A 19367-nucleotide genomic window follows, 5' to 3' on the forward strand; every position below is an offset into this window, starting at 1 on the left:
TAGATTCTGCCCTTAGAATTTTTACTAAGTTTAAACAGTATTTAGCAAAACTAAAGAAAGGGAAAATAAAATGGTATCAAAAACTCGTAAAGCTGAGTTGGTTCAACAGTTTGGAGGTTCAACACTTGACACAGGGAAACCAGAAGTGCAAATTGCGATCTTAACTGAGGATATCAATAACATGACTGAACATCTAAAAATTCACAAAAAAGATGTTCCAACCAGAAGAACTTTATTAAAAAAAGTTGCTCAACGTCGTCACTTACTAGACTACTTAACTCGTAAAGATGTTAACCGTTATAAAGAAGTGGTAGCTGCTTTAGGATTAAGAAAATAAATCCTTATTGATTTAAAAAAACAGAACCAATAATGGTTCTGTTTTTTTGTTATAGAACTTTATCTACTTATTTATTCTGAAACAGAACCAGTTGAAACTGGAGTAGTAAGGTTTAAGTTTAAAGTTAAAACTTTATTAATGATTGTTTTTACTTGATTGTCTAGTTTATTTTTAACTTCTCAAGTATTGTTGATAAATTCAATACGAAGATCTTTTGCTGTTAATAAGTCTGCAAATGTCTTAGCTTGTAATCAATTACCATCAGTTTGATACCAAACAGTCATTTCTCCTTGAGTTCAATTCAAGTTTAGATAATCAAGTTTATTTTCTAAATCTGGGTTTGAGTTTAAAAAAGTTTTTAAAGAATCTTTTATTGCATCAGCCAAATTATTGGTTGGAATCTGGAAATGAATAGGATCATCAAATCCAAGAATTTTTCCTCCAAGAGTGAAGAAGAATGAAAGTGGATTTTGTAAATCATAACCACCTTCCCAAGTTTTTTGTTCGTCTTGGTTATCATCTCAAGAATGATTAGTTCCTAGAATAAAGTCGATAAAGTTGCTAAGATTAACTTCAGGAATAAAGTCGAAAACTCCAATGGCGATATTGTTTTCATCAGTTAGATTAGATTGATATCTAATTGGTTGGCCATTGTAATCAAGCTTGATTGGGGTTGTGTTTGGCACTTTTGATCCAGTTGAAGTTTGTCAACCTTCAAAAAGATCATAAACCAAACGTTCTAAGTTATTTGTAAAAGTAATTGTTTGTCCTTCATTATTAACATCTTTAATACCTTGATTAATTTGACCAAAACCATCATCGTTAATATCGCTTGGTTTAGCAAAGAAATATTGAATTAAATTTAAAATCAGATTGGTATTTCCAGTTTGACTTTGTTGTTCAATAAAGTTTGATAAATGAATTAAATCTGGAAGAATACTTGTTAAAACATCAGTAATTTTTAGACTAACATTTAAACTAATTCCCTCCATTGGGGTAATTGATTCATTAATTGTATTGTTGTCTTTCAATAGTGTTTCAGCAGTGGCTATCAATCCTTGAAATTTTGCTCAATTTTCATCATCTGTAAAATTAGCAGGAATTTTGGCAGGAAGAAAAGCTTTGATGGTAGGAATAACTGTGTTAATTAAATTCTTGATTGTTTGTTTTCCTCCAACCACTGGAGCATCACCTAAGTCAACTTTAAAATCTGCTAGGTTAACTGATGGATTGTTGTTTAACAAATCAGTTACTTGATTAGTTAGTCCAGGGATGGTTTCTTTCATATCTTCTACGATATCTTTGGTTAGGAAATTAAACACAAATTCATTAGAACCATCCTGAGGATTTTTAATGTTTTCTTGTTTGTGAAGTACTTCTAAAGCTATCTTTCCTTTATCTCCGTCTTCACTTGCTGCACTAAAATTTGCAACCTTAATTGTTAATTGTTTTTTATATTTACTCAAATTAACACTTTGACTGACGATCTTTTCTTTAACCTGATCTTGACTTTGTTCGTTGTTAGGAACATCGACACTTAAATAACTAGCGGTAGTCTTTTCTTCTAATTCTGCAGCAATACTATTGATGATAGCATCGTTCACAGGATCTTTATCTGTGCTACCACAACTAATTACGGTTGCTGCAGATGAAGCAGTAATTCCTAAGGCTGATAGAGTGACTAAAAGTTTTTTCATTTTTTTACCTCTGTTTCATTTCACTTCTGTCTTTATTATATTACAAAAAAGAGAACTCAACACTTTTAAGTTTATTTTTTTAACAATTTAAACAAGTTTCTATTTTTAGAGTTGAGTGGTTTTTGTAAGTTAAAAGATACTAAGTTTGGTTAGTTTTTGGTAGAATTATCCTGGATCTTTAAAAAAGGATGGATTGATAATGACTAAAAACCGGAAAAGGATTAAATTTTTATATCAGTCCTTGATGGTTTTGATTATTAGTTTTGCAATTGTCTCTTCTGCTTTTAAAGTAATTTACTTTAATAGAATATTTATTAATCTTACTCTAGTGTTTTTTTCAATAATTACGGTGATGATGATATCAATTTTTATTACTGAATCGTTAAAAGCTAACCAAGAAAATGATTTTAAGTACGTTGTTTTAAGTATGAGTTTTATTATTTCGATTCATGAAATTTTTGTTTTTTGGCAATACCGTGAATCGGGATTGGGTTTATTGTGAAACCTAGCAATTATTGGTTTACTACTTGGTTTTGCGGTTTTCCACTTGATTGTAGTTAGTTCACAAAACTTAATTGAAGTTTATGTTAATTTAGAAGTTGTTTTTATCACTGAAAAAAATCTTTTTTCTGATAAAGTTTTTTCAAATTCTTTAGCACTATTCTTTATCAAGATAATTTTGATTTTTAATAACAAAGTTAAACAATTAATCAGAAGTTGATTATTGACTCAAGAATTGATAAGTACTTTCAAAGTAGTTTTGCTGACTAAATACATGAAAAGCCAACTTTTTCCACCCAAAGTTAGATACTTTTTGATTAAAAAATATTAAAGGAGCATGAGATAATGACAAATAAAATTATTGATGTTGAACACTTAACCAAAAACTACAAAAACAATAAAGGAATTTTTGATGTGAGTTTTAGTGTCAATGAAGGCGAAGTATTTGGTTATTTAGGGCCTAATGGGGCTGGTAAATCAACTACTATTCGTCATTTAATGGGTTTTATTAAACCAGCAAAAGGTAAGGCAAAAATTCATAACCTTGATTGCTGAAAAGGTTCAACTAAAATTCAAAAGAAGCTTGGTTATTTACCAGGAGAATTAGCTTTACCAGAAAACCAAACTGGGATTAGTTATATTAAATACATTTATCAATTAAGAAAACTAAAAAATTGGACTGAAATTGAAGAAATGATTAAGTATTGAGAATTTGATCCCACTGTCAAAATTAAGAAAATGTCAAAGGGAATGAAACAAAAAGTCGGGTTAATCTTGACTTTTATGCATCACCCTGATGTTTTGATTCTTGATGAACCTACTAGTGGGCTGGACCCCTTAATGCAAGATAAGTTTGTCCAACTAATTAAAAGTGAAAAAGCTAAGGGTCATACCGTGTTGATGTCTTCGCATATTTTTCAAGAAATTGAAAATACGTGTGATCGGGTAGCGATTATTAAACAAGGAAAAATTATTTCTCAACTAGATTTAAGTGAAATCAATTCGGGAAAAACTCGAGAATACACGGTTGAATTTGATCAACCCTATACCTCAAAACCAAAAACTTACAAAATTAAAACAATTAATGAAGAAAAAACTACAGTGACTTTTACTGTGCCTAGAACTTATGTTGGAAGTTTCTTAAAAGCAATTGAAAAGTATAAACCAGTTAGTTTTGAAGAAAATAAGTTCGATCTTGAAAAATACTTTTTACACTTTTATAAAGAAGAGGAAAGTAAGAAAGGAAAACGTCATGAATAGATTTTTATTTAATAAACAAATTAAATCCTACTGGATTTTTGAATTACTTTGTTTAATTGTTCCTGCTCTTGCAGTAATTGCAATTGTTGCTGTAGCTGAAGCTGATGACGGAATTAAGGTGGTTTCAGAGGTTATTGATGCAGTCTTTTTCACTTCAATTGCTTTAGAAATGTCAGCGATTTTTATTATTGTTGCAGGAAATGGGATTGTTACTGGTGATGTACAGAAGGGAACGATTACTTATACTGCGACAGCAGGAATTGGCCGTTGAAAGATTATTAATACTAAGATTATTTATTTTGCTGCTTATGCTTTGCTTTTCTTCTTGATTAATTTAATTATTATTCTTCCTACAGTTTCTCTGCAAAAAACTGATGTTGATTTAGGATTATTTACACTAAAAATGTTTGGTTTCATGTTGTTGTTGTTTGCTACTTCAGGATTTATGTTTATTATTTCTAGTGTTTTTAACAAATCTGTCTTAACTTTTGCTATCGGCGGGGGAATTATTGTTTTCTTTATTTTGATGTCAATTTTATCCCAAATCGGTTCGATTGGAAAATATACCAAATATTTAACCATTAATACTTTATTCTATGTTGAAGGCTACACAATAAAAGAGGGTAAGATTGATTTAAACCCAACTGCTATTTTAGGAATGATTATTTTAGCAGGAATTGGGATTGGAACTTATGTTGGTTCTGCTTTTATCTTTACTAGAAAAGACTTACCGCTATAGAGGATTGTTAAACCAAGTAATTAAAAAGGAGATTTTGATCTCCTTTTTTTGTTTTAAGAAAGGTGATTTTTTAAGAATAAACCAAAAATTTATTGACACTCTCTGATGATATTGTGTATTATTAAAAGGTGTTAAATGCAGGTGTAGTTTAATGGTAGAACTTCAGCCTTCCAAGCTGACTGTGAGGGTTCGATTCCCTTCACCTGCTCCATAAGTAAATGAGTTTAAGCAACCCCTTCTGGGGTTGCTTTTTTGTTTGGTTAAAATTAGTTATAATTACCCTATTACAAGGGAATTTAAGAAAAATGAGTAAACAACTTAATAATGAGAAACAAAAAGTAGGAGAAGATTCTTATTGAAATAAAATCCGAGAATTTAACTTAACTAGAACTAGATTTGGATGGTTAGTTTTATGGCAGTTAATCGAAACGATTATCCCTTTTATTTTAGTTTGAGTGTTTGTTGGTCCTGAACTTAAAAAATATCATGCTTTTAACCATTACAACGATTTATTAAATCCCCACGCAGGATTCTTGGTTTTAATTTGTTTAGCAATCTTGTTGTGAGCATGAACTATTCAAATTGTTAGTTTTTTTTACCGCTGACAAAATGCAGATAGTTTTACCTTCACCTTAATTTTTTCTTTAGTCTTTTTTACTTTAATAATGAATGGATGTTGGTTAGTTGATAGTAAATTAAATCTCAGTGTCCAAATAATTATTCGATTCCTGATTGGTTTATTTATTGCCATTGGTGGATTATTTTTAGGAGTTCTTGTCACTTCCTTTGCCCGAAATTATCGTTATAAGGTTGAAGAAGATGAAGAAACCTTGTTACTTGCTTATCAGAATGGTGAACCAATTCCCACCAAAGCTCAGCTTCGTTTAGTTCGCGCGCAAAAAAACCATGAAATTCGTGAAGCTCAAGCCAAGGAATTAGACGAATTTAAAAAGCAATTGGATGCAAAATTATTAGAAGCTTTTAATAATAAAACGATTGATAAACATGAAGTTAAACTTGAAGCCAAGGAAGCTAAAAAGCGTGAACGTTTTGTTAAAAGACAAGCAAAAAAGACTAAAAAGGAAGTTTAGCGAAGTTTTGTAATTTTTGATTCATTAACTGCACAATTTCTTGATAAACTGGTTGGTGCATCTTTTCATACATATAAGTTGCCCAGTTGATTCAAAGCAAATAAGCATAAAAAACCAAATCTTTGAGTTTGGTTTTTTCTTTGTCACTTAAGCCTAAAAGGTCAACAAAAGCTTTGATTTGATTTGAAGGTAAAGTTTCACTAATTACGCCAGCATAATCAAATAAAGCAAGGTTGAAACAACTATATTCAAAATCAATCAGTTTTAACTGATCATCAACAAAAAGAAAGTTGCCAGGAACCATGTCGTTGTGCGATAAACAAACCTTAAATTCTGGTTCGTATCATCTGGTGATAATTTGATCAAGTTTGGTTTGATAACTCGATAGATCAACTAGGGGGTTTTGAATTTTTGTGACAAACTTATTTAAATATTCTCTTGCTTCAAAGAAGGGCATTTCTACTTCTAAATGATGGTATGCTTCAATGATCTTAATCATTGCAGTTAAGGTTGTAGGATCGCTAAGTTTTTCTGGTTGGTCTAATAAGGTATAACTGTTTGGATAATAAGTTCAGGTACTAAAAAAGTGTTGATCAACATCAACTCCTCAAGTTAAGGGTTTTAAGTAAAAATCCTGATCAGGAAGAGTTTGAAATTGTTGATAAAGTTCACTCTCTGCTTTACGGTTTAAAAAATAGTCGACCGTTGGTGAAGAGGTTTTTCTAATCATTCCTTTTTCTAAACTAATCTTGTTGGTTAAACCTTGACCGACTTTCATTTCTGAACCTTTCCTATTAAAATAAATAAAGTATAAAATAATATTAACTCAATTTTTACAAAGGACTTTGATGATGGGTGAACCACAAATTTGAATTGCGACAACTAATCTTCATAAAATTCAAGAATTTAAAAAGATGTTAGGTGGTTATGAAGTTAAGTCCTTATTAGATTTACCAAATTCCTTAGTAATTGAAGAGAATGGCACGACTTTTTGTGAAAATGCGCTCATTAAAGCTAAAGCTTTAGCTTTAATGATTAATCAACCTTCAATTGGTGATGATAGTGGTCTTCTTGTTGATGGACTTGATGGTTTTCCTGGAGTTTATTCACGAAGATGAGCGTTACCTTTAACTCTTGATACAGAAATTAATGTTAAATTACTAAGATTAATTGATGATAAAGGGTTGAAAACTAAGGCCCAACGCCAAAGTAGGATGGTTAGTTGCTTGGTTTATTATGATCCAATTACCAAGAATGAACAAACTTTTGAAGGTGAATTAGAAGGTTATATTACTTACCAACCTCAGGGTGTTGATGGATTTGGTTATGATCAGGTCTTTGCTTTGAATGATTCTGATTTAACTCTTGCTCAAATCGGAATAGAAAAAAATAGTTTATCATCACGAAGCCAAGCCTTAACAAAATTAATGCAGTGATTAGAAAGTAAGGATAATTAAGCAGAATGCGCAAAATTAACATTGTTTTATTTGAACCAGAGATTGCGCAAAATACCGCGGCAATTATGCGTACTTGTGTTGCTTTTGACATGAATCTTCATGTTATTGAACCCTTGGGTTTTATTCTCAATGAACACAATATGGCGCGAAGTAGTGCTAATGAGTATAAAAAGGTACAACTTTTTCGTTATGATAATTGGGACGACTTTATTACTAAGCATCCTTGCGTTTCGCTTTATTGTTTAACACGTTATGGGAATAAACCCTTGTCAAGTTTTGATTTCACTACGATAAACGACGAAGTTTATTTACTATTTGGTAAGGAATCGACTGGGATTGATAAAGAAATCCTTTATGCCTATCAAGAAACGATGTTTCGAATTCCAATGGTTGAAGCTGCTCGAAGTATCAATTTAGCCAATTGTGTTGGAATTGCTAGTAGTGAAGTCTTGCGACAATGAGACTATTTAAATCTTTGTCAAAGTGAAACTCAACGAGGATCGGACTATATTAATTCTCGAAAATGAGTCAAAGAACAATAAAGGAGGTGATAAAAATGGCAAACGATAAAAATAATTTACCCTACGTGCTAAGTGATCTTGATGGGACGATTTCGCTTATGGATTTTAGTTTTTTAAAAACAACTTTAACTGATATTGCTTCATATCAAAAAGCTAGTGGTAACAAGTTTAGTTTCATTACTGGTCGAAATATGGTGGTAAATAAAGCGGTGATTGAACAATTAAAGATTAAACTTCCGATTGTTTCTTGTAATGGGGCGTTAATTACTGATCATAAGGGTGAGGTCTTGGCTGCTGAATATCTCGATAAACGTACTTGTGTAACGATTTTCCGTGAGGCGGATAATTTTGATTTGGATTTGATTTGTTATACTCCCACTGCAATTGTTGGTACTGCTGATTCTAACCGCATTAAAGCGTGAAATGCTTATAATCAAAAGCAAAAACCTTCACATAAGTTTGAAATTACCATTTTTCCTGATCTTGATGCAATCGCAGACGCGATTGCTGATGAAAGTATTAAACCCTTAGAGTTGGTCTGTGTTGTAGAAAATGATGAAGAACGCAAGGCCATGCAAGCAATCTTTGATAGCTATCAAGATGAAATTAACTATGTTCAATCTGATGCCATGCTTTTTGATGCCTTAAAAAAAGGAATTAATAAGGAGTTTGGTTTGAAGAAGTGAGCAGAATTAATTAATACCGATCCTCAACAAGTGGTTTGTTTTGGTGATAATTATAATGATTTAGAAATGATTAAGTTAGTTGAACACGGTTATGTGGTTGATAATGGGGTCCAAGCTTTAAAAGATTTAGCTTATAAAGTTATTAAATCAGTTGATGAAAACGGGGTTGGTGAACAATTAGAAAGAATTATCAAACATGAGTACGACTAAAAAAATTGCTCTGTTTGGAGGAAGTTTTGATCCAGTTCACACCGATCATTTAAACATCGCTAAAGCTTGTTATTCTGATTTAGGATTTGAAGAAGTTTGATTAATTCCTACTTATCTAAATCCGTTTAAATCTCAACAAAATAGTAGCAATTCTGATCGTTTAGCAATGTTGAACCTTTTAATAAAAGATTATGATTTTTTAAAAATTAACACTCACGAAATTGATCAACCCCACGCTAGTTACACTTATCATACAGTTAAATATTTTTTAGACTTGTACGATGATCAAGATGTGGAATTTGCTTTTATTATGGGTAGTGACCAGTTAGATCGGTTTGAATCTTGAGACCAGTTTGATGAATTGATCCAAATGATTAAGTTTAAGGTTTTTTTAAGAAGTGATGATTATAACCACGAAGTCGTTGATAAATACCACTTAGAGGTTTTTAATTTCAACCGTTTAGGTTTAAGTTCGACTGATATTCGTAATTTAAAACACCTGGATTTACAAGTTCCAGCAATTAATGATTATACTAATTACCATCTGTTATACCTTTCTGAACGTTTAGAAGCGCAAATGGATAACAATCGTTACTTGCATTGTTTAAATGTGGGGCAAATGGCGCACGATTTAGCAACTCACCACCATTTGGATGCTAAAAAAGCCTTAATTGCAGGAACTTTGCATGATGTTGCCAAGCAGTGAGAAAAACCAAAACTCCAGCAATATTTAGCCAAGTGAGCTCCAGATTTACTAACTGAACCCTCACAAGTATGACATAGTTTTGTTGGAGGATTACACTTAAAACACGATTGAATTATGGGTGATGAAGAGATTATCCAAGCAGTCTTTAACCACACAGTGGGTAAACAAAACATGAGTCTTTTAGATAAAATTGTTTTTTGTGCTGATAAAATTTCAAGTGAACGGAATTATGATGGTGTAAAAGAGTTTCGCGAGTTGTGTTTCAAGGATTTAAACCAAGGTTTTAAAACTTTGTTAAAAAACCAATATGATCAGGTAGTGAACAAAAACCAAAACCATGAAGTTGGGGAGAGATTGGCTAAAACTTATCAATATTATATTAAAGAGGGAAAGAATTAGATGAAGATTGTGATTGGAGCGATGGAAGAAGAATTAAACCAGTTTGTGATTGACCTTGAAGCACAACGAGTTGAAGGTTCTTTAATTCCGGAGTTTTATCAACCTGATTTAGACTTAACGATTGCTTGAACTGGGGTAGGGATTAGTAATGCATCATGAGGATTAACTTACCTACTAACGAAGTATCAAGACCAGAAAATTGAATGAATCATTAATGCTGGCACTGCTTGTGGGGTTAATTTAACGCTAAACCAAAATGATGTTGTTTTAGTTAATCATGCCTATTATGCTACTGCTGATGCTACTTCTTTTGGTTATGATTATGGTCAAATTCCTTCAATGAAGAAGTATTACTCTGCTGCTCAAACTTTAATCAAACAAGTTCAAACTTTAATTTTGGATGAAAGCATAGTTTTAGGCAATGGAGCAACAAGTGATATTTTTTTTGTGCAACCACAACAAGTTTGTCAGTATCTTGATAAATTAGCTGAACCGATCGTTGTTGTTGATATGGAATGTGCGAGTTTTTATCAAGTAGCCGATCATTTCAATCACCCAATGATCGCACTTAAAATTATTAGTGACGTTTTGGAAAAAACCAAGGAGAATAGTCAGCAGTTTCACGAGTTTCTGCCAAAAGCTGCGATGAGGTTAAGTTTGATGCTGAGAAACTTTTTAAATATCAGTTAACTTTTTGTTAGAATTAAATTATTGTTATGGGGGTTAATAATGCGAGTTGCAATTTTTGGGACGGTTGGAGCTGGGAAGACTACTTTAATAGAAAATATCCATTCCTTTCTTCCTAACTATGTTACTTTTTGAGAGCCTCTAGAAAAAAATCCTTATTTTTCCCAGCTTTATAGTAATAATAAAGATATTCGTGCAATTACTTATAAAATGGAGATTTGGATGCTTGCTGCGAGAATGAAGCAGTTAAAACAATCTTCTGACCAAAAGGATGTCCTTTTTGATCGGGGAGTTATGGATACAATTATTTTTGCTGATACTAACTACCAGTTAGAAAAACTTGATGCTCGAGATTGACAAGTCTATAGTGACTATTTCCAAATTGCAACAATTCCTTCCTTGTTTAATCATCAAGATCCCGCTTATGATTTGGTGATTTATTTAAAAGTTGATAGTCAGGTGTCAATTGAGCGGATTCGTGCTCGGGGAATTGAAAGTGAACAGAATGTTGATCCGATGTTTTGAAACATTCTGAACCAAACTTATGATAAATGATATGAAAAATTAAAGGATTGTGTACCATTTTTAGTAATTAATGGTAATAATAATGATAGTAAGGTTTTAGCTCAACAAGTGGTTGAAACGATTAAACAACAGCAAAAACAATAAATCATTTTGTCAAAGTGATTTATTGTTTTTTCCTGTTAAGAGGGGAAAATTGAGACATGAAAATTAAAAAATTAGCCGACCAAATAATTGTTCAATTAAGTCAAGAAAATGCTAAAAAATATGATCAGGCAACCAAAACAAGTTATCATGAAATTCTTGGTGATGAGTTGTCAATGAGTTTAGCAGAAGCATTTTTGGCAACCAAGCGAACTTTTCTGGTGAAAGATTATGGTTTTGAAGAACAGATTACTAGTTTAACTGGTAGTGATTTTTTTAATACCTTAAGTTATCTTGAAAAGTTAGCTTGTGAAGAGGTGGCAGATTTATTTGCCAACCAGGAATTAGAAAAGCTTAACGATCACTTTTTATTTATTTTTGAAAATGGTCAAGAAACTTTGTTTAATGCGAAAAATAATCTTAGTGGGGATAATCAGTTAATTGAAATTGACTATCAAAACCTTTTTATTGCTTATTATCAAGATTATTTAGAATTACTTTGTCTTCGTTTGCCAATTTATCTAAGTAAAATTCTTTCAATTTACCAGTCGTTGGCAAATTATGATGATGATCCCGGGTTTTTAATGGAACTTTTAGATGATGAAACTTTTGAATTTTTCAACGATTTAACTTTTAAAGCAACCCGAATTTTGAAGGGTTATTTAAAACAACTCTATGCGAAGTGACCAATGGATGTTGTTAAAATGCGCAAAAAAAACGCTTTTAATAAAAACGCATTTGCTGATTTTGCGACCAATGTTTCACCCCACGATTTTAACCAAATTGTAATTGATAATGTTGAAGATGCTTTGATGGTGTTAGATTTAGCTCCAGGAGCTAGTGTGGCTGAAATTAAAAAAGCTTATCACCAGTTAGCGAAAAACTTTCACCCTGATTTAAATCCTGAAGATCCCGAACGTCAAGCAGCGATTTATTTAATCACGACTGCATACAACTTTTTAAAGCAGTTTTATCAGCAATAGTTACTTAATGAAGAAACTTCCTTTATTTTTGTGACTGGCATATTCTGCAAGATAAACTTTTAAATAGAATAAGAAGAGATAAACTGAAAGAATGATTTCAGTGAAGAAGTTAAAAGTGGTGTTTTCAAAGGCTTTAGGATCTTCAATCTTGAATAAAACTCCGTAGTGTTCATCGATGTTTCGGGCTTCTTTTAAAAACTCACTTCATAAAAAAGAATTTTCATATTGAGTAATGAACGGGTTATATCTTCAATTGTTGAAGGTTACGCGTTTTAACTTGTTTCTGATGATTTTAGAAATGTTTGCGGTTTCATCTTTTTCTAATTCTTCTTCAATTAGGTTATAAAAATAGTCAATATTACTTTCAATATAATGAAGCATTGTTAACCGGTTAAGCAAGGAAAAAACGAAAGTAAACATCGTTTGGAGATCATAATAAGCAGGTTGAGTGGCGTTGACCTGGTTTGCAAAATTCATGTGGTTTTGGTGCTTTTTTAACTTTGATTGGAGATAGTTTCAAGAATACTCAAATTCTAAGTAAGGTGTTCCTTTGATTTGACTAATTAAGGTTTGTGCTAATTCAAAATTGTTTTCATAAAGTTGTTCTTTTAATTGGTCGATTCAAGTAAAGAATTCAAAGTTAGTGTTTTCAGGATTAATGTTTTTTGAAGTATCAAGGGTTTCAAAAGTTTTAAACTTTTCATAAAAGTCATTAAGAATTTTGGGGTCTTTCATCATCATTCCCTCCTGCCGCTAATGACTTGATTATATCGTTAAGTGGTTTTGTTTCAAAGAAAAATTCGAACCAAAAAGTGCGTTTTGTTTGCAAATAATCCCTAAAACAAACCTAATTAATGAGGTGAAACTTCGAACTTAATCGCTTAATTTTAATCACATTTTGTTAAAAGTTGTAGAAAATAGCGGTTTTTTATTTAATTCGTTGTATTTGTAAACAAAACTCCATAAAATATAAGTGTTAATTAGAAATGATTAACACCACAACGATGTTTGAGAAGAGGAAGTAGAGATCTTTTCTTGAACTTGGCAATGAATGAAATAATTAACTAATAACTAAAAACAATCCCATATAACAACGTGTATTTCATATAATTGCTGAATATGAATTTAATTTATGTTAAATTTGTACCCTAAAAGGCAGACTTGGTTTTTCTAAGTCTGCCTTTTTTGCCTTGATAAGAAAAACTTCTGTTGTAAGTGGCTAATTTCAGTTAGAATTAGAATTATTAAGAAGAGAGTAGAAAAAGTTTGATTTATGAAGAAATTTATTAATAAAGTTGATGATATTGTCCCAGAAATGTTAGAAGGTTTGACCTTGGCTTTTCCTGAAATTCTCAAAAGACTGCCAGATTATGAAGTCGTTGTTCGCAGTGAGTTTGATGAAAATAAAGTTAGTTTAATTAGTGGTGGGGGTAGTGGCCATGAGCCAGCTCACGCTGGGTATGTGGGCAAAGGAATGTTAGATGCTGCAATTGCTGGACCAGTGTTTACCTCCCCCACTCCTGATCAAATCCTAGCAGCAATTCAAAATGTTCCTAACAAAAATGGGGTGTTGTTAATTGTTAAAAACTACACTGGGGATGTGATGAATTTTGAAATGGCTGCCCAAATGGCTGCAACAGAAGACATCAAGGTTGAAACTGTGATTGTTGATGAAGATATCGCTTTAAATGATTTAAGTTCAGTTGGAGCTGGTAAGCGCGGACTGGCAGGAACGATTTTTGTTCATAAGATTAGTGGGGCAAAAGCTATGAGTGGAGCTAGTTTAGCAGAGGTGAAAGCAACTGCTCAAAAAGTAGTTGCTAATGTGGCAACTTTTGGAATTGGTCTAAACGGAGCAACAGTTCCTGCTAACCACAAACGCGGCTTTGAATTAAGTGATGGGATTGCTGAAGTGGGATTAGGAATTCATGGTGAACCAGGATTACGTCAAGAACCTATGAAAACTGCTGATGAATTCACTGCAATGATTATGGAAAAAATTATTGATAGTTTAAAACTAACTGCTAATAGCAAGGTCGGATTACTAATCAACGGGTTAGGAGCAACTCCAGAAATGGAATTAGACATCATTGCTAGAAAAGCAATTATGATGTTAAAAGATCTCGAAGTTGAAGTAGTTAAAACTTGGGTTGGTAATTATTTAACTTCAATTGATATGCCTGGAATGAGTATTTCAGTGGTTAAACTTGATGATGAAACTCAACCACTCTTGCTAGCTGGGGCAAATACAATTGGAATGAAGGTGTTTTAAGAATGAATGGTGAACAATTAATTGTAATTTTAGAAAAAATCGATCAAGTAGTGAACGAACAAAAAGATTACTTAAATGATTTGGATCAAGCAATTGGGGATGGAGATCACGGCACTAATGTTGTACGGGGTTTTGATGAAGTCAAAGCGATTATCCCTCAACTTTCTGGGCAAACTCCCAAAAAAATTATGAAACAAGTCGCAATGACTTTAATGAGTAAAATTGGGGGTTCAAGCGGACCGTTATTAGGTACTTTAGCGTTACAAATTAGTCATGCACTCCCTGATGAAGACAACACCCCTTTAAGTGCTTGAGTTACTGGTGTAGCACAAGGGATTGAAGCAATAAAAACGCTTGCTAAAGCTCAAGAGGGTGATAAAACTCTTCTTGATGCTCTTGCTCCAGCTTTGATAGCTTTACAAGCAAATGATGATGAAGCCACAGCTTTTGCGCAAGCTGCTGCTGCAGCTAAAAAGGGTAGTGATGATACTGTTGATTTAGAAGCTAAAAAGGGAAGAGCTTCTTATTTAGGAGCCCGTAGCATCGGTCATATTGATCCAGGAAGTGTCACAATTAGTTTGATTTTTGCCACAATTAGTCTGGTTATGAATAATGGTTAGTATCCTGGTAATTTCACATTCTTATCACGTGGCTAAAAGTGTGGTGGAATTACTTGGTGAGATGAAAAGTGAACCGTTTAAATTTGATTATTTAGGCGGAATTGAAGACCACCAAGCTTTTGGTACTGATGTTTTAGCAATTAAAAACAAAATCAAAGCAATCGATGAAGGTGATGGGGTGTTAATCATTGCTGATATGGGTTCTTCAATTATGAATAGTCAAATGGTGTTAACAATGTTAGATGAATCGTTAGCTAAGAGGGTAAAAATTGCTAACGCTCCATTTTTTGAAGCAATCTTGGCAAGTGTTGTTGCCAATCAACCCCAAATGAGTGTTGATGAATTGTTAATGGTTGCCCAAAGTACTTTGAACCAAAAGAAGTTTTAAATAACTGTCTAATATTGAAAAAACATTGCAAAAGAGCAATGTTTTTTTCTTTTTAACCAAGTTCTTGATTATTTCAAATCGTTTACTTGCTATCTTGTTAATTGTCTGTAAAATTTGTTAACAAAATAGGGTAAAAACAAGAGAGAAATAGGTTAATGGGCAAAGATTATTTAGAACTGTTAAATAATTTAACACGTAAAGAAGAAAATAAACAAAGTACGAAAGTAGATGTAGTTGATGTCGACAACGAATGGATTATCAACCAGTTTAGTAGTCAGCTAAGAGCAGAGTTTGACCAAATCACCTTCAATAGTTTAGCTGAAAAGTTAGACTATTTAAACAAGCGTTTTAATTATCAGTTTAATGCAGAAGTGGTCGTTAACAAACACCAAAATACTACTGTGATTCCTGAGTTGAGTAAAAACTTGAGTATGAACGAACTGATTACAAGCAGGCTGTATCATCATTTACACCAGAATGCCCAAACTGCTGATGAGATTTATTTAATTAGTCCCTTCATTTCTCAACCAACAGTGAACAAACTGCGGAGTTTGTTAGAAAATGATGCAGCAATTAGTCTAAAAATTATCACTACTACTTATGATGGTAATTCTTCACATTTAGAGTTACGCGGATTACAAAGGTTATACCAAGATTATCCTTCAAGAGTGGCAATCAGGATTGAAAACCTCACTTCATCAAGTCAAGAAAGGTTACACATCAAGAATTATTTCTTTAAACGTAATCATAGTTTTTCAACTGCTTTTATTGGTTCAAGTAATTTAACTTATACTGGTGTGGTCACAGGGAAAGAGTATAACTTAAAGATTTCTGAATTTCGGGAACCATCGTTGATTAAAACTTTAGAAGAGAATTTTTTCCTCCTTTGAAATGATCCTGGTTTTGTTGACTTTAGTGATCATAAGATTATTAATGAATTAATTATTAACAAGGAAATGTTCTTATTAGTTCAAGAACAAAATGCTACAGAATTAAGGTTAAACCACCCAACCAAGAATACTACTAATGATCTTATTACCCAAATTATTAAACCTTTTGCTTATCAACAAGAGATTTTGGATGTTTTGAACCAAAGAATTGAGATTGGAAAGAATAAACATTTAATCGTGATGGCAACAGGAACTGGTAAAACTGCTTTAGTTGCTTTCTTTTATAAACAATTATTTAGTCAAATGGGGAGAAAACCAAAACTGTTATATATTTCTCACCAACAAGAAATCTTGAGTCAAGCTCGTAGAACCTTTCAAAGTGTTTTGAAAGATCACCAGTTTGGAGTAGATTTTTATGATGGGTCAAGCATTTCTCCAAGTGATGATCAGATTTTTGCCACGATTCAAACCCTATCGCGTCATTTAGAACTAGTTAAAGATAAACCTTTTGATTTGGTTGTCTATGATGAAGCACACCACATTCAAGCCTCAACTTATAAACAAGTTTATGAAACCTTAAAAGCAGTTTCAAGTCAAATTATTGGTTTAACTGCAACACCAAAACGAACTGAAGGTTTTGATGTCAAAGATTATTTCTTTGATGGTGAGTATGCCTACCAGTTGGATTTAGCCACGGCTTTAAACCGAAATTTACTAAGTAACTTTGATTACTACTTTATTAAAGATGATAGTGTTGATTTACATCAAGTCGATATTACTACTCAAACTAAGTTGTTATCCCAACGGCTAAGTAGTTTGAAACGGAATGAATTTGTTTATGAAAACCTGGTGAAGTATATCGGATTAAATCGTCATGATGTAAGTGTCTTAATCTTTTGCGTCGATATTAACCATGCTAATAGTGTTGCTAATTACTTATCACAGAAAAATGAACGGGTTGCTGTCTTGTTTGGTGAAACTAATAAAGAAGCTCGAAAGGCGATTATTGAAAACTTTAAGCATAAAGCAATTAACTATCTTTGTGTGGTTGATATTTTTAATGAAGGGGTTGATATTCCGAATGTTGATCGTTTATTTTTGTTGCGCCCAACAAGTTCATTGATTGTTTATTTACAACAATTGGGAAGGGGGTTAAGAAAATTTCCCGGCAAACGTTTGGAAGTATTTGACTTTATTAACAACATTGATGCTGAAGTTAATAAGAATTACAACCCTTTTATTTTTTTAGAACCTTTAATGAGTAAAGATTTAAATAACAAACAAGTTAAAGACTTAAAGGTTAACTTTGACAAAATTAGTGGTTATGTGGCAGGAGATAGTTTATTTCACTTTGAAAAAGCATCAAAGAATTTTTTCAAAGACAAAGTTGCTAAAATGACTCAAAGAAGTTATCTTAACCGAATTGCTCAGTTATTAGAAAGTTATTGAGAGAATAATGTAATTAGTTATGAAAATTATGAAGAGTTTGTTCTTAATAACTTTGACCATGTTTATCAGTTTTATGCCGAAAATAACCTTACCTGATTAAAAGAGAACAAAATAACAAAATTAAATGGGTTTCGTAAGATTAGTGATATTTATGCTGATTTTACTATTTTAAATAATTCAGCTTTGATTCGTGAACTGCAAATGATGATTCAAGAAAGAAAATCCTCTGATTATTTAATTGTCAATGGTTTGGTGTCTGTTTCGCTGTTTGCAGGTTTAAAAGAATACGAAGATTGTTTAAAAAGAAACAATGCCATTGATATTTGAGAAGTCTTAAAGAAAAGAGAATTTAATTCATTTTTGAGAGAATTGGAATATATACTAAAATTTAAATTATCAAATGAGGATTTAATTGAAACAAAGATTTCTAATGAGACTGAAGATTATGTTGATTCAACTTTTACCAAACGACAAGCCTTGACAATTACCAAAGTTCTTTATAAAAAATATGATGAAATGATTAATTGAAAAGGTGGAAAGGTTACTAGAGGTTTTATTAACGGTATTGATAAAAACAGGCATGTTGCTCTTTGTTCTGCTTATAGTGATCGACGAAATGGTTATAAAAATGAATTCAATCACTTAACCAAGGAACTTGTTTGATTTTCACCCGCAGGACAATGATTGAAATCTGATAATTCTTTAACTAACAGAGCTAAAGAATTTGAAGACACTATAAATAATAAAGTCTGATTTATCTATGCGAATGAATCCTTGTGGGACAAATATCAGGGTTTCAATGGCGATAGACACATCAAGGTATTTAGACTTTTAGGTAGAAATGAACAAATTGTTTCAAAAGAAAATGATGAAATTAATAGTCAAACTATAAGATATGTTTTAAAAATTTCTAACAGATAATTTTTATCGCTAAATATGAGTCAATTAATATTGTTAAAGAGAGCAAACTTAATATTTTAACAATACTATTTTCACCAAGTTAAAGAATTTATCAAGTTTTATCTTTTACACGATTATTATAATTAATTATTTTATTGTTTTAAAAATAAATCATAAATTGTTTATCTTGTATAAGTTCGTTAAAAACACTATACTAAACTATTGAGGTATTGACATGGAGAAGACACAAAATACAAAAAAACCAGTAACAATTATTATTATTGCTGGTGGATCAGGATCTGGAAAAACTACAGTAGCTACCAAGATTTCTCAACAGATTTTAAAAGATAAGTCTGTTGAATATTTATCAATGGATAATTACTATAATGATTTATCACACATGGATAGTGATGAGAGAGACAAAGTTAACTTTGATCATCCCAATGCACTTGATGTTGAATTACTTGAACAACATTTAATGGCATTGAAAAACCGCGAAACAATTGAAGTTCCTCAATATGATTTCAAAGAACACGTAAGAGATAAAAAGAGTAAGACAATGAAAGCGGCCGATGTCATTATTTTAGATGGTATCCTCGCTTTACATATTGAATCAATCAGAGATTTGGGTGACATCAAACTTTTCATTAAAACTGCTGATGATGTGCGTTTTATTCGACGTTTGGAACGGGATGTTAAAGAACGAGGAAGAACTTTGGATAGTGTGATTGAACAATATCTAAATGTTGTACGACCAATGCACCAATTCTTTGTTGAACCAAGTATTGATTTTGCTGACTTGATTGTTCCTTATTATGAAGGAAATGATGTTGCAGTAGATATTGTGGCTACTAAAATTGCGTCCTTAGTTGAGGAAAGTAATTAATTAAAAAACTCTTTGCTAATTA

20 protein-coding genes and 1 tRNA gene are annotated in these 19367 nt (G+C 32.0%); 18 read left to right on the forward strand and 3 right to left on the reverse strand.

All coding sequences use genetic code 4. The features are described 5' to 3' along the window. The first annotated feature begins 70 nt into the window (after positions 1 to 70). A complete protein-coding gene (gene rpsO / locus LD125_RS01305; RefSeq protein ID WP_250136719.1) occupies positions 71 to 337 on the forward strand; it encodes a 30S ribosomal protein S15 in 267 nt (88 codons plus the stop codon). Between the two features lie 71 nt (positions 338 to 408). Here the strand turns inward: rpsO and LD125_RS01310 are convergent, their stop codons facing one another. Continuing rightward, on the reverse strand, positions 409 to 2034 hold the full coding sequence (locus tag LD125_RS01310) for a hypothetical protein (protein WP_250137456.1): 1626 nt from the start codon (positions 2032 to 2034) through the stop codon (positions 409 to 411). Between the two features lie 199 nt (positions 2035 to 2233). Here LD125_RS01310 and LD125_RS01315 point away from each other — a divergent pair, with 199 nt between their 5' ends. The 5 genes from LD125_RS01315 (at position 2234) to LD125_RS01335 (ending at position 5625) form a co-directional block, all read left to right on the forward strand. Then, entirely contained in the window at positions 2234 to 2866 is a 633-nt protein-coding gene (locus LD125_RS01315) for a hypothetical protein (RefSeq protein ID WP_250137455.1), read from the forward strand. A gap of 14 nt (positions 2867 to 2880) precedes the next feature. Beyond that, a complete protein-coding gene (locus LD125_RS01320; protein ID WP_250136722.1) occupies positions 2881 to 3795 on the forward strand; it encodes an ABC transporter ATP-binding protein in 915 nt (304 codons plus the stop codon). After that, entirely contained in the window at positions 3788 to 4534 is a 747-nt protein-coding gene (locus tag LD125_RS01325) for an ABC transporter permease (protein WP_250136723.1), read from the forward strand. The genes LD125_RS01320 and LD125_RS01325 overlap by 8 nt, the downstream gene beginning before the upstream one ends. Positions 4535 to 4671: 137 nt before the next feature. Continuing rightward, positions 4672 to 4745 (forward strand) — tRNA-Gly (locus tag LD125_RS01330). A 94-nt stretch (positions 4746 to 4839) separates the two neighbouring features. Beyond that, positions 4840 to 5625, forward strand: coding sequence for a DxFTY motif-containing membrane protein (locus LD125_RS01335; protein WP_250137454.1), 786 nt, complete (start codon positions 4840 to 4842; stop codon positions 5623 to 5625). Here the strand turns inward: LD125_RS01335 and LD125_RS01340 are convergent. Then, on the reverse strand, positions 5609 to 6403 hold the full coding sequence (locus tag LD125_RS01340) for a phosphotransferase family protein (RefSeq protein WP_250136725.1): 795 nt from the start codon (positions 6401 to 6403) through the stop codon (positions 5609 to 5611). The two genes, LD125_RS01335 and LD125_RS01340, sit on opposite strands and share 17 nt — an antisense overlap. A 70-nt stretch (positions 6404 to 6473) precedes the next feature. Between LD125_RS01340 and rdgB the strand changes: the two genes are divergently transcribed. Genes rdgB through LD125_RS01375 form a run of 7 tightly spaced genes read left to right on the forward strand, consistent with a single transcriptional unit; the run spans position 6474 to position 11940 of the window. Beyond that, entirely contained in the window at positions 6474 to 7082 is a 609-nt protein-coding gene (gene rdgB / locus LD125_RS01345; protein WP_250137453.1) for an RdgB/HAM1 family non-canonical purine NTP pyrophosphatase, read from the forward strand. A 5-nt stretch (positions 7083 to 7087) separates the two neighbouring features. Then, positions 7088 to 7624: a tRNA (cytidine(34)-2'-O)-methyltransferase gene (locus LD125_RS01350; protein ID WP_250136727.1), complete on the forward strand. Its 537-nt coding sequence runs from the start codon at positions 7088 to 7090 to the stop codon at positions 7622 to 7624. 14 nt (positions 7625 to 7638) lie between these two features. After that, a complete protein-coding gene (locus LD125_RS01355; protein WP_250136967.1) occupies positions 7639 to 8499 on the forward strand; it encodes a Cof-type HAD-IIB family hydrolase in 861 nt (286 codons plus the stop codon). Beyond that, a complete protein-coding gene (locus LD125_RS03885; protein ID WP_250137452.1) occupies positions 8486 to 9604 on the forward strand; it encodes a nicotinate-nucleotide adenylyltransferase in 1119 nt (372 codons plus the stop codon). Before LD125_RS01355 ends, LD125_RS03885 begins: the two co-directional genes overlap by 14 nt. After that, positions 9605 to 10294: a 5'-methylthioadenosine/S-adenosylhomocysteine nucleosidase gene (mtnN, locus tag LD125_RS01365; protein ID WP_250137451.1), complete on the forward strand. Its 690-nt coding sequence runs from the start codon at positions 9605 to 9607 to the stop codon at positions 10292 to 10294. A gap of 39 nt (positions 10295 to 10333) precedes the next feature. Further along, positions 10334 to 10960 (forward strand): deoxynucleoside kinase, encoded by a 627-nt coding sequence (locus tag LD125_RS01370; protein WP_250136731.1) that lies wholly within the window; start codon positions 10334 to 10336, stop codon positions 10958 to 10960. A gap of 56 nt (positions 10961 to 11016) precedes the next feature. Then, entirely contained in the window at positions 11017 to 11940 is a 924-nt protein-coding gene (locus LD125_RS01375; protein ID WP_250137450.1) for a J domain-containing protein, read from the forward strand. Here the strand turns inward: LD125_RS01375 and LD125_RS01380 are convergent, their stop codons facing one another. Next, positions 11941 to 12675, reverse strand: coding sequence for a hypothetical protein (locus LD125_RS01380; protein WP_250136733.1), 735 nt, complete (start codon positions 12673 to 12675; stop codon positions 11941 to 11943). A gap of 538 nt (positions 12676 to 13213) precedes the next feature. Between LD125_RS01380 and dhaK the strand changes: the two genes are divergently transcribed. The 5 genes from dhaK to udk all read left to right on the forward strand — a co-directional run bounded on the left by dhaK (position 13214) and on the right by udk (position 19345). After that, a complete protein-coding gene (gene dhaK / locus LD125_RS01385) occupies positions 13214 to 14212 on the forward strand; it encodes a dihydroxyacetone kinase subunit DhaK (protein WP_250136734.1) in 999 nt (332 codons plus the stop codon). 2 nt (positions 14213 to 14214) lie between these two features. Next, the gene (dhaL, locus tag LD125_RS01390) at positions 14215 to 14832 is read left to right on the forward strand and encodes a dihydroxyacetone kinase subunit DhaL (protein WP_250136735.1); all 618 of its coding nucleotides are present in this window, start codon (positions 14215 to 14217) and stop codon (positions 14830 to 14832) included. Further along, positions 14825 to 15220 (forward strand): dihydroxyacetone kinase phosphoryl donor subunit DhaM, encoded by a 396-nt coding sequence (dhaM, locus tag LD125_RS01395; RefSeq protein WP_250136736.1) that lies wholly within the window; start codon positions 14825 to 14827, stop codon positions 15218 to 15220. The genes dhaL and dhaM overlap by 8 nt, the downstream gene beginning before the upstream one ends. Positions 15221 to 15375: 155 nt before the next feature. Continuing rightward, on the forward strand, positions 15376 to 18480 hold the full coding sequence (locus tag LD125_RS03890) for a DEAD/DEAH box helicase family protein (RefSeq protein WP_250137449.1): 3105 nt from the start codon (positions 15376 to 15378) through the stop codon (positions 18478 to 18480). Positions 18481 to 18694: 214 nt separating this feature from the next. Continuing rightward, on the forward strand, positions 18695 to 19345 hold the full coding sequence (udk, locus tag LD125_RS01405) for a uridine kinase (protein WP_250137448.1): 651 nt from the start codon (positions 18695 to 18697) through the stop codon (positions 19343 to 19345). Positions 19346 to 19367: the final 22 nt, after the last annotated feature.

The sequence above is a fragment of the Mesoplasma sp. JKS002658 genome (genome assembly GCF_023566355.1).
Classification (GTDB): Bacteria; Bacillota_I; Bacilli_A; order Mycoplasmatales; family Mycoplasmataceae; genus Edwardiiplasma; species Edwardiiplasma whartonense.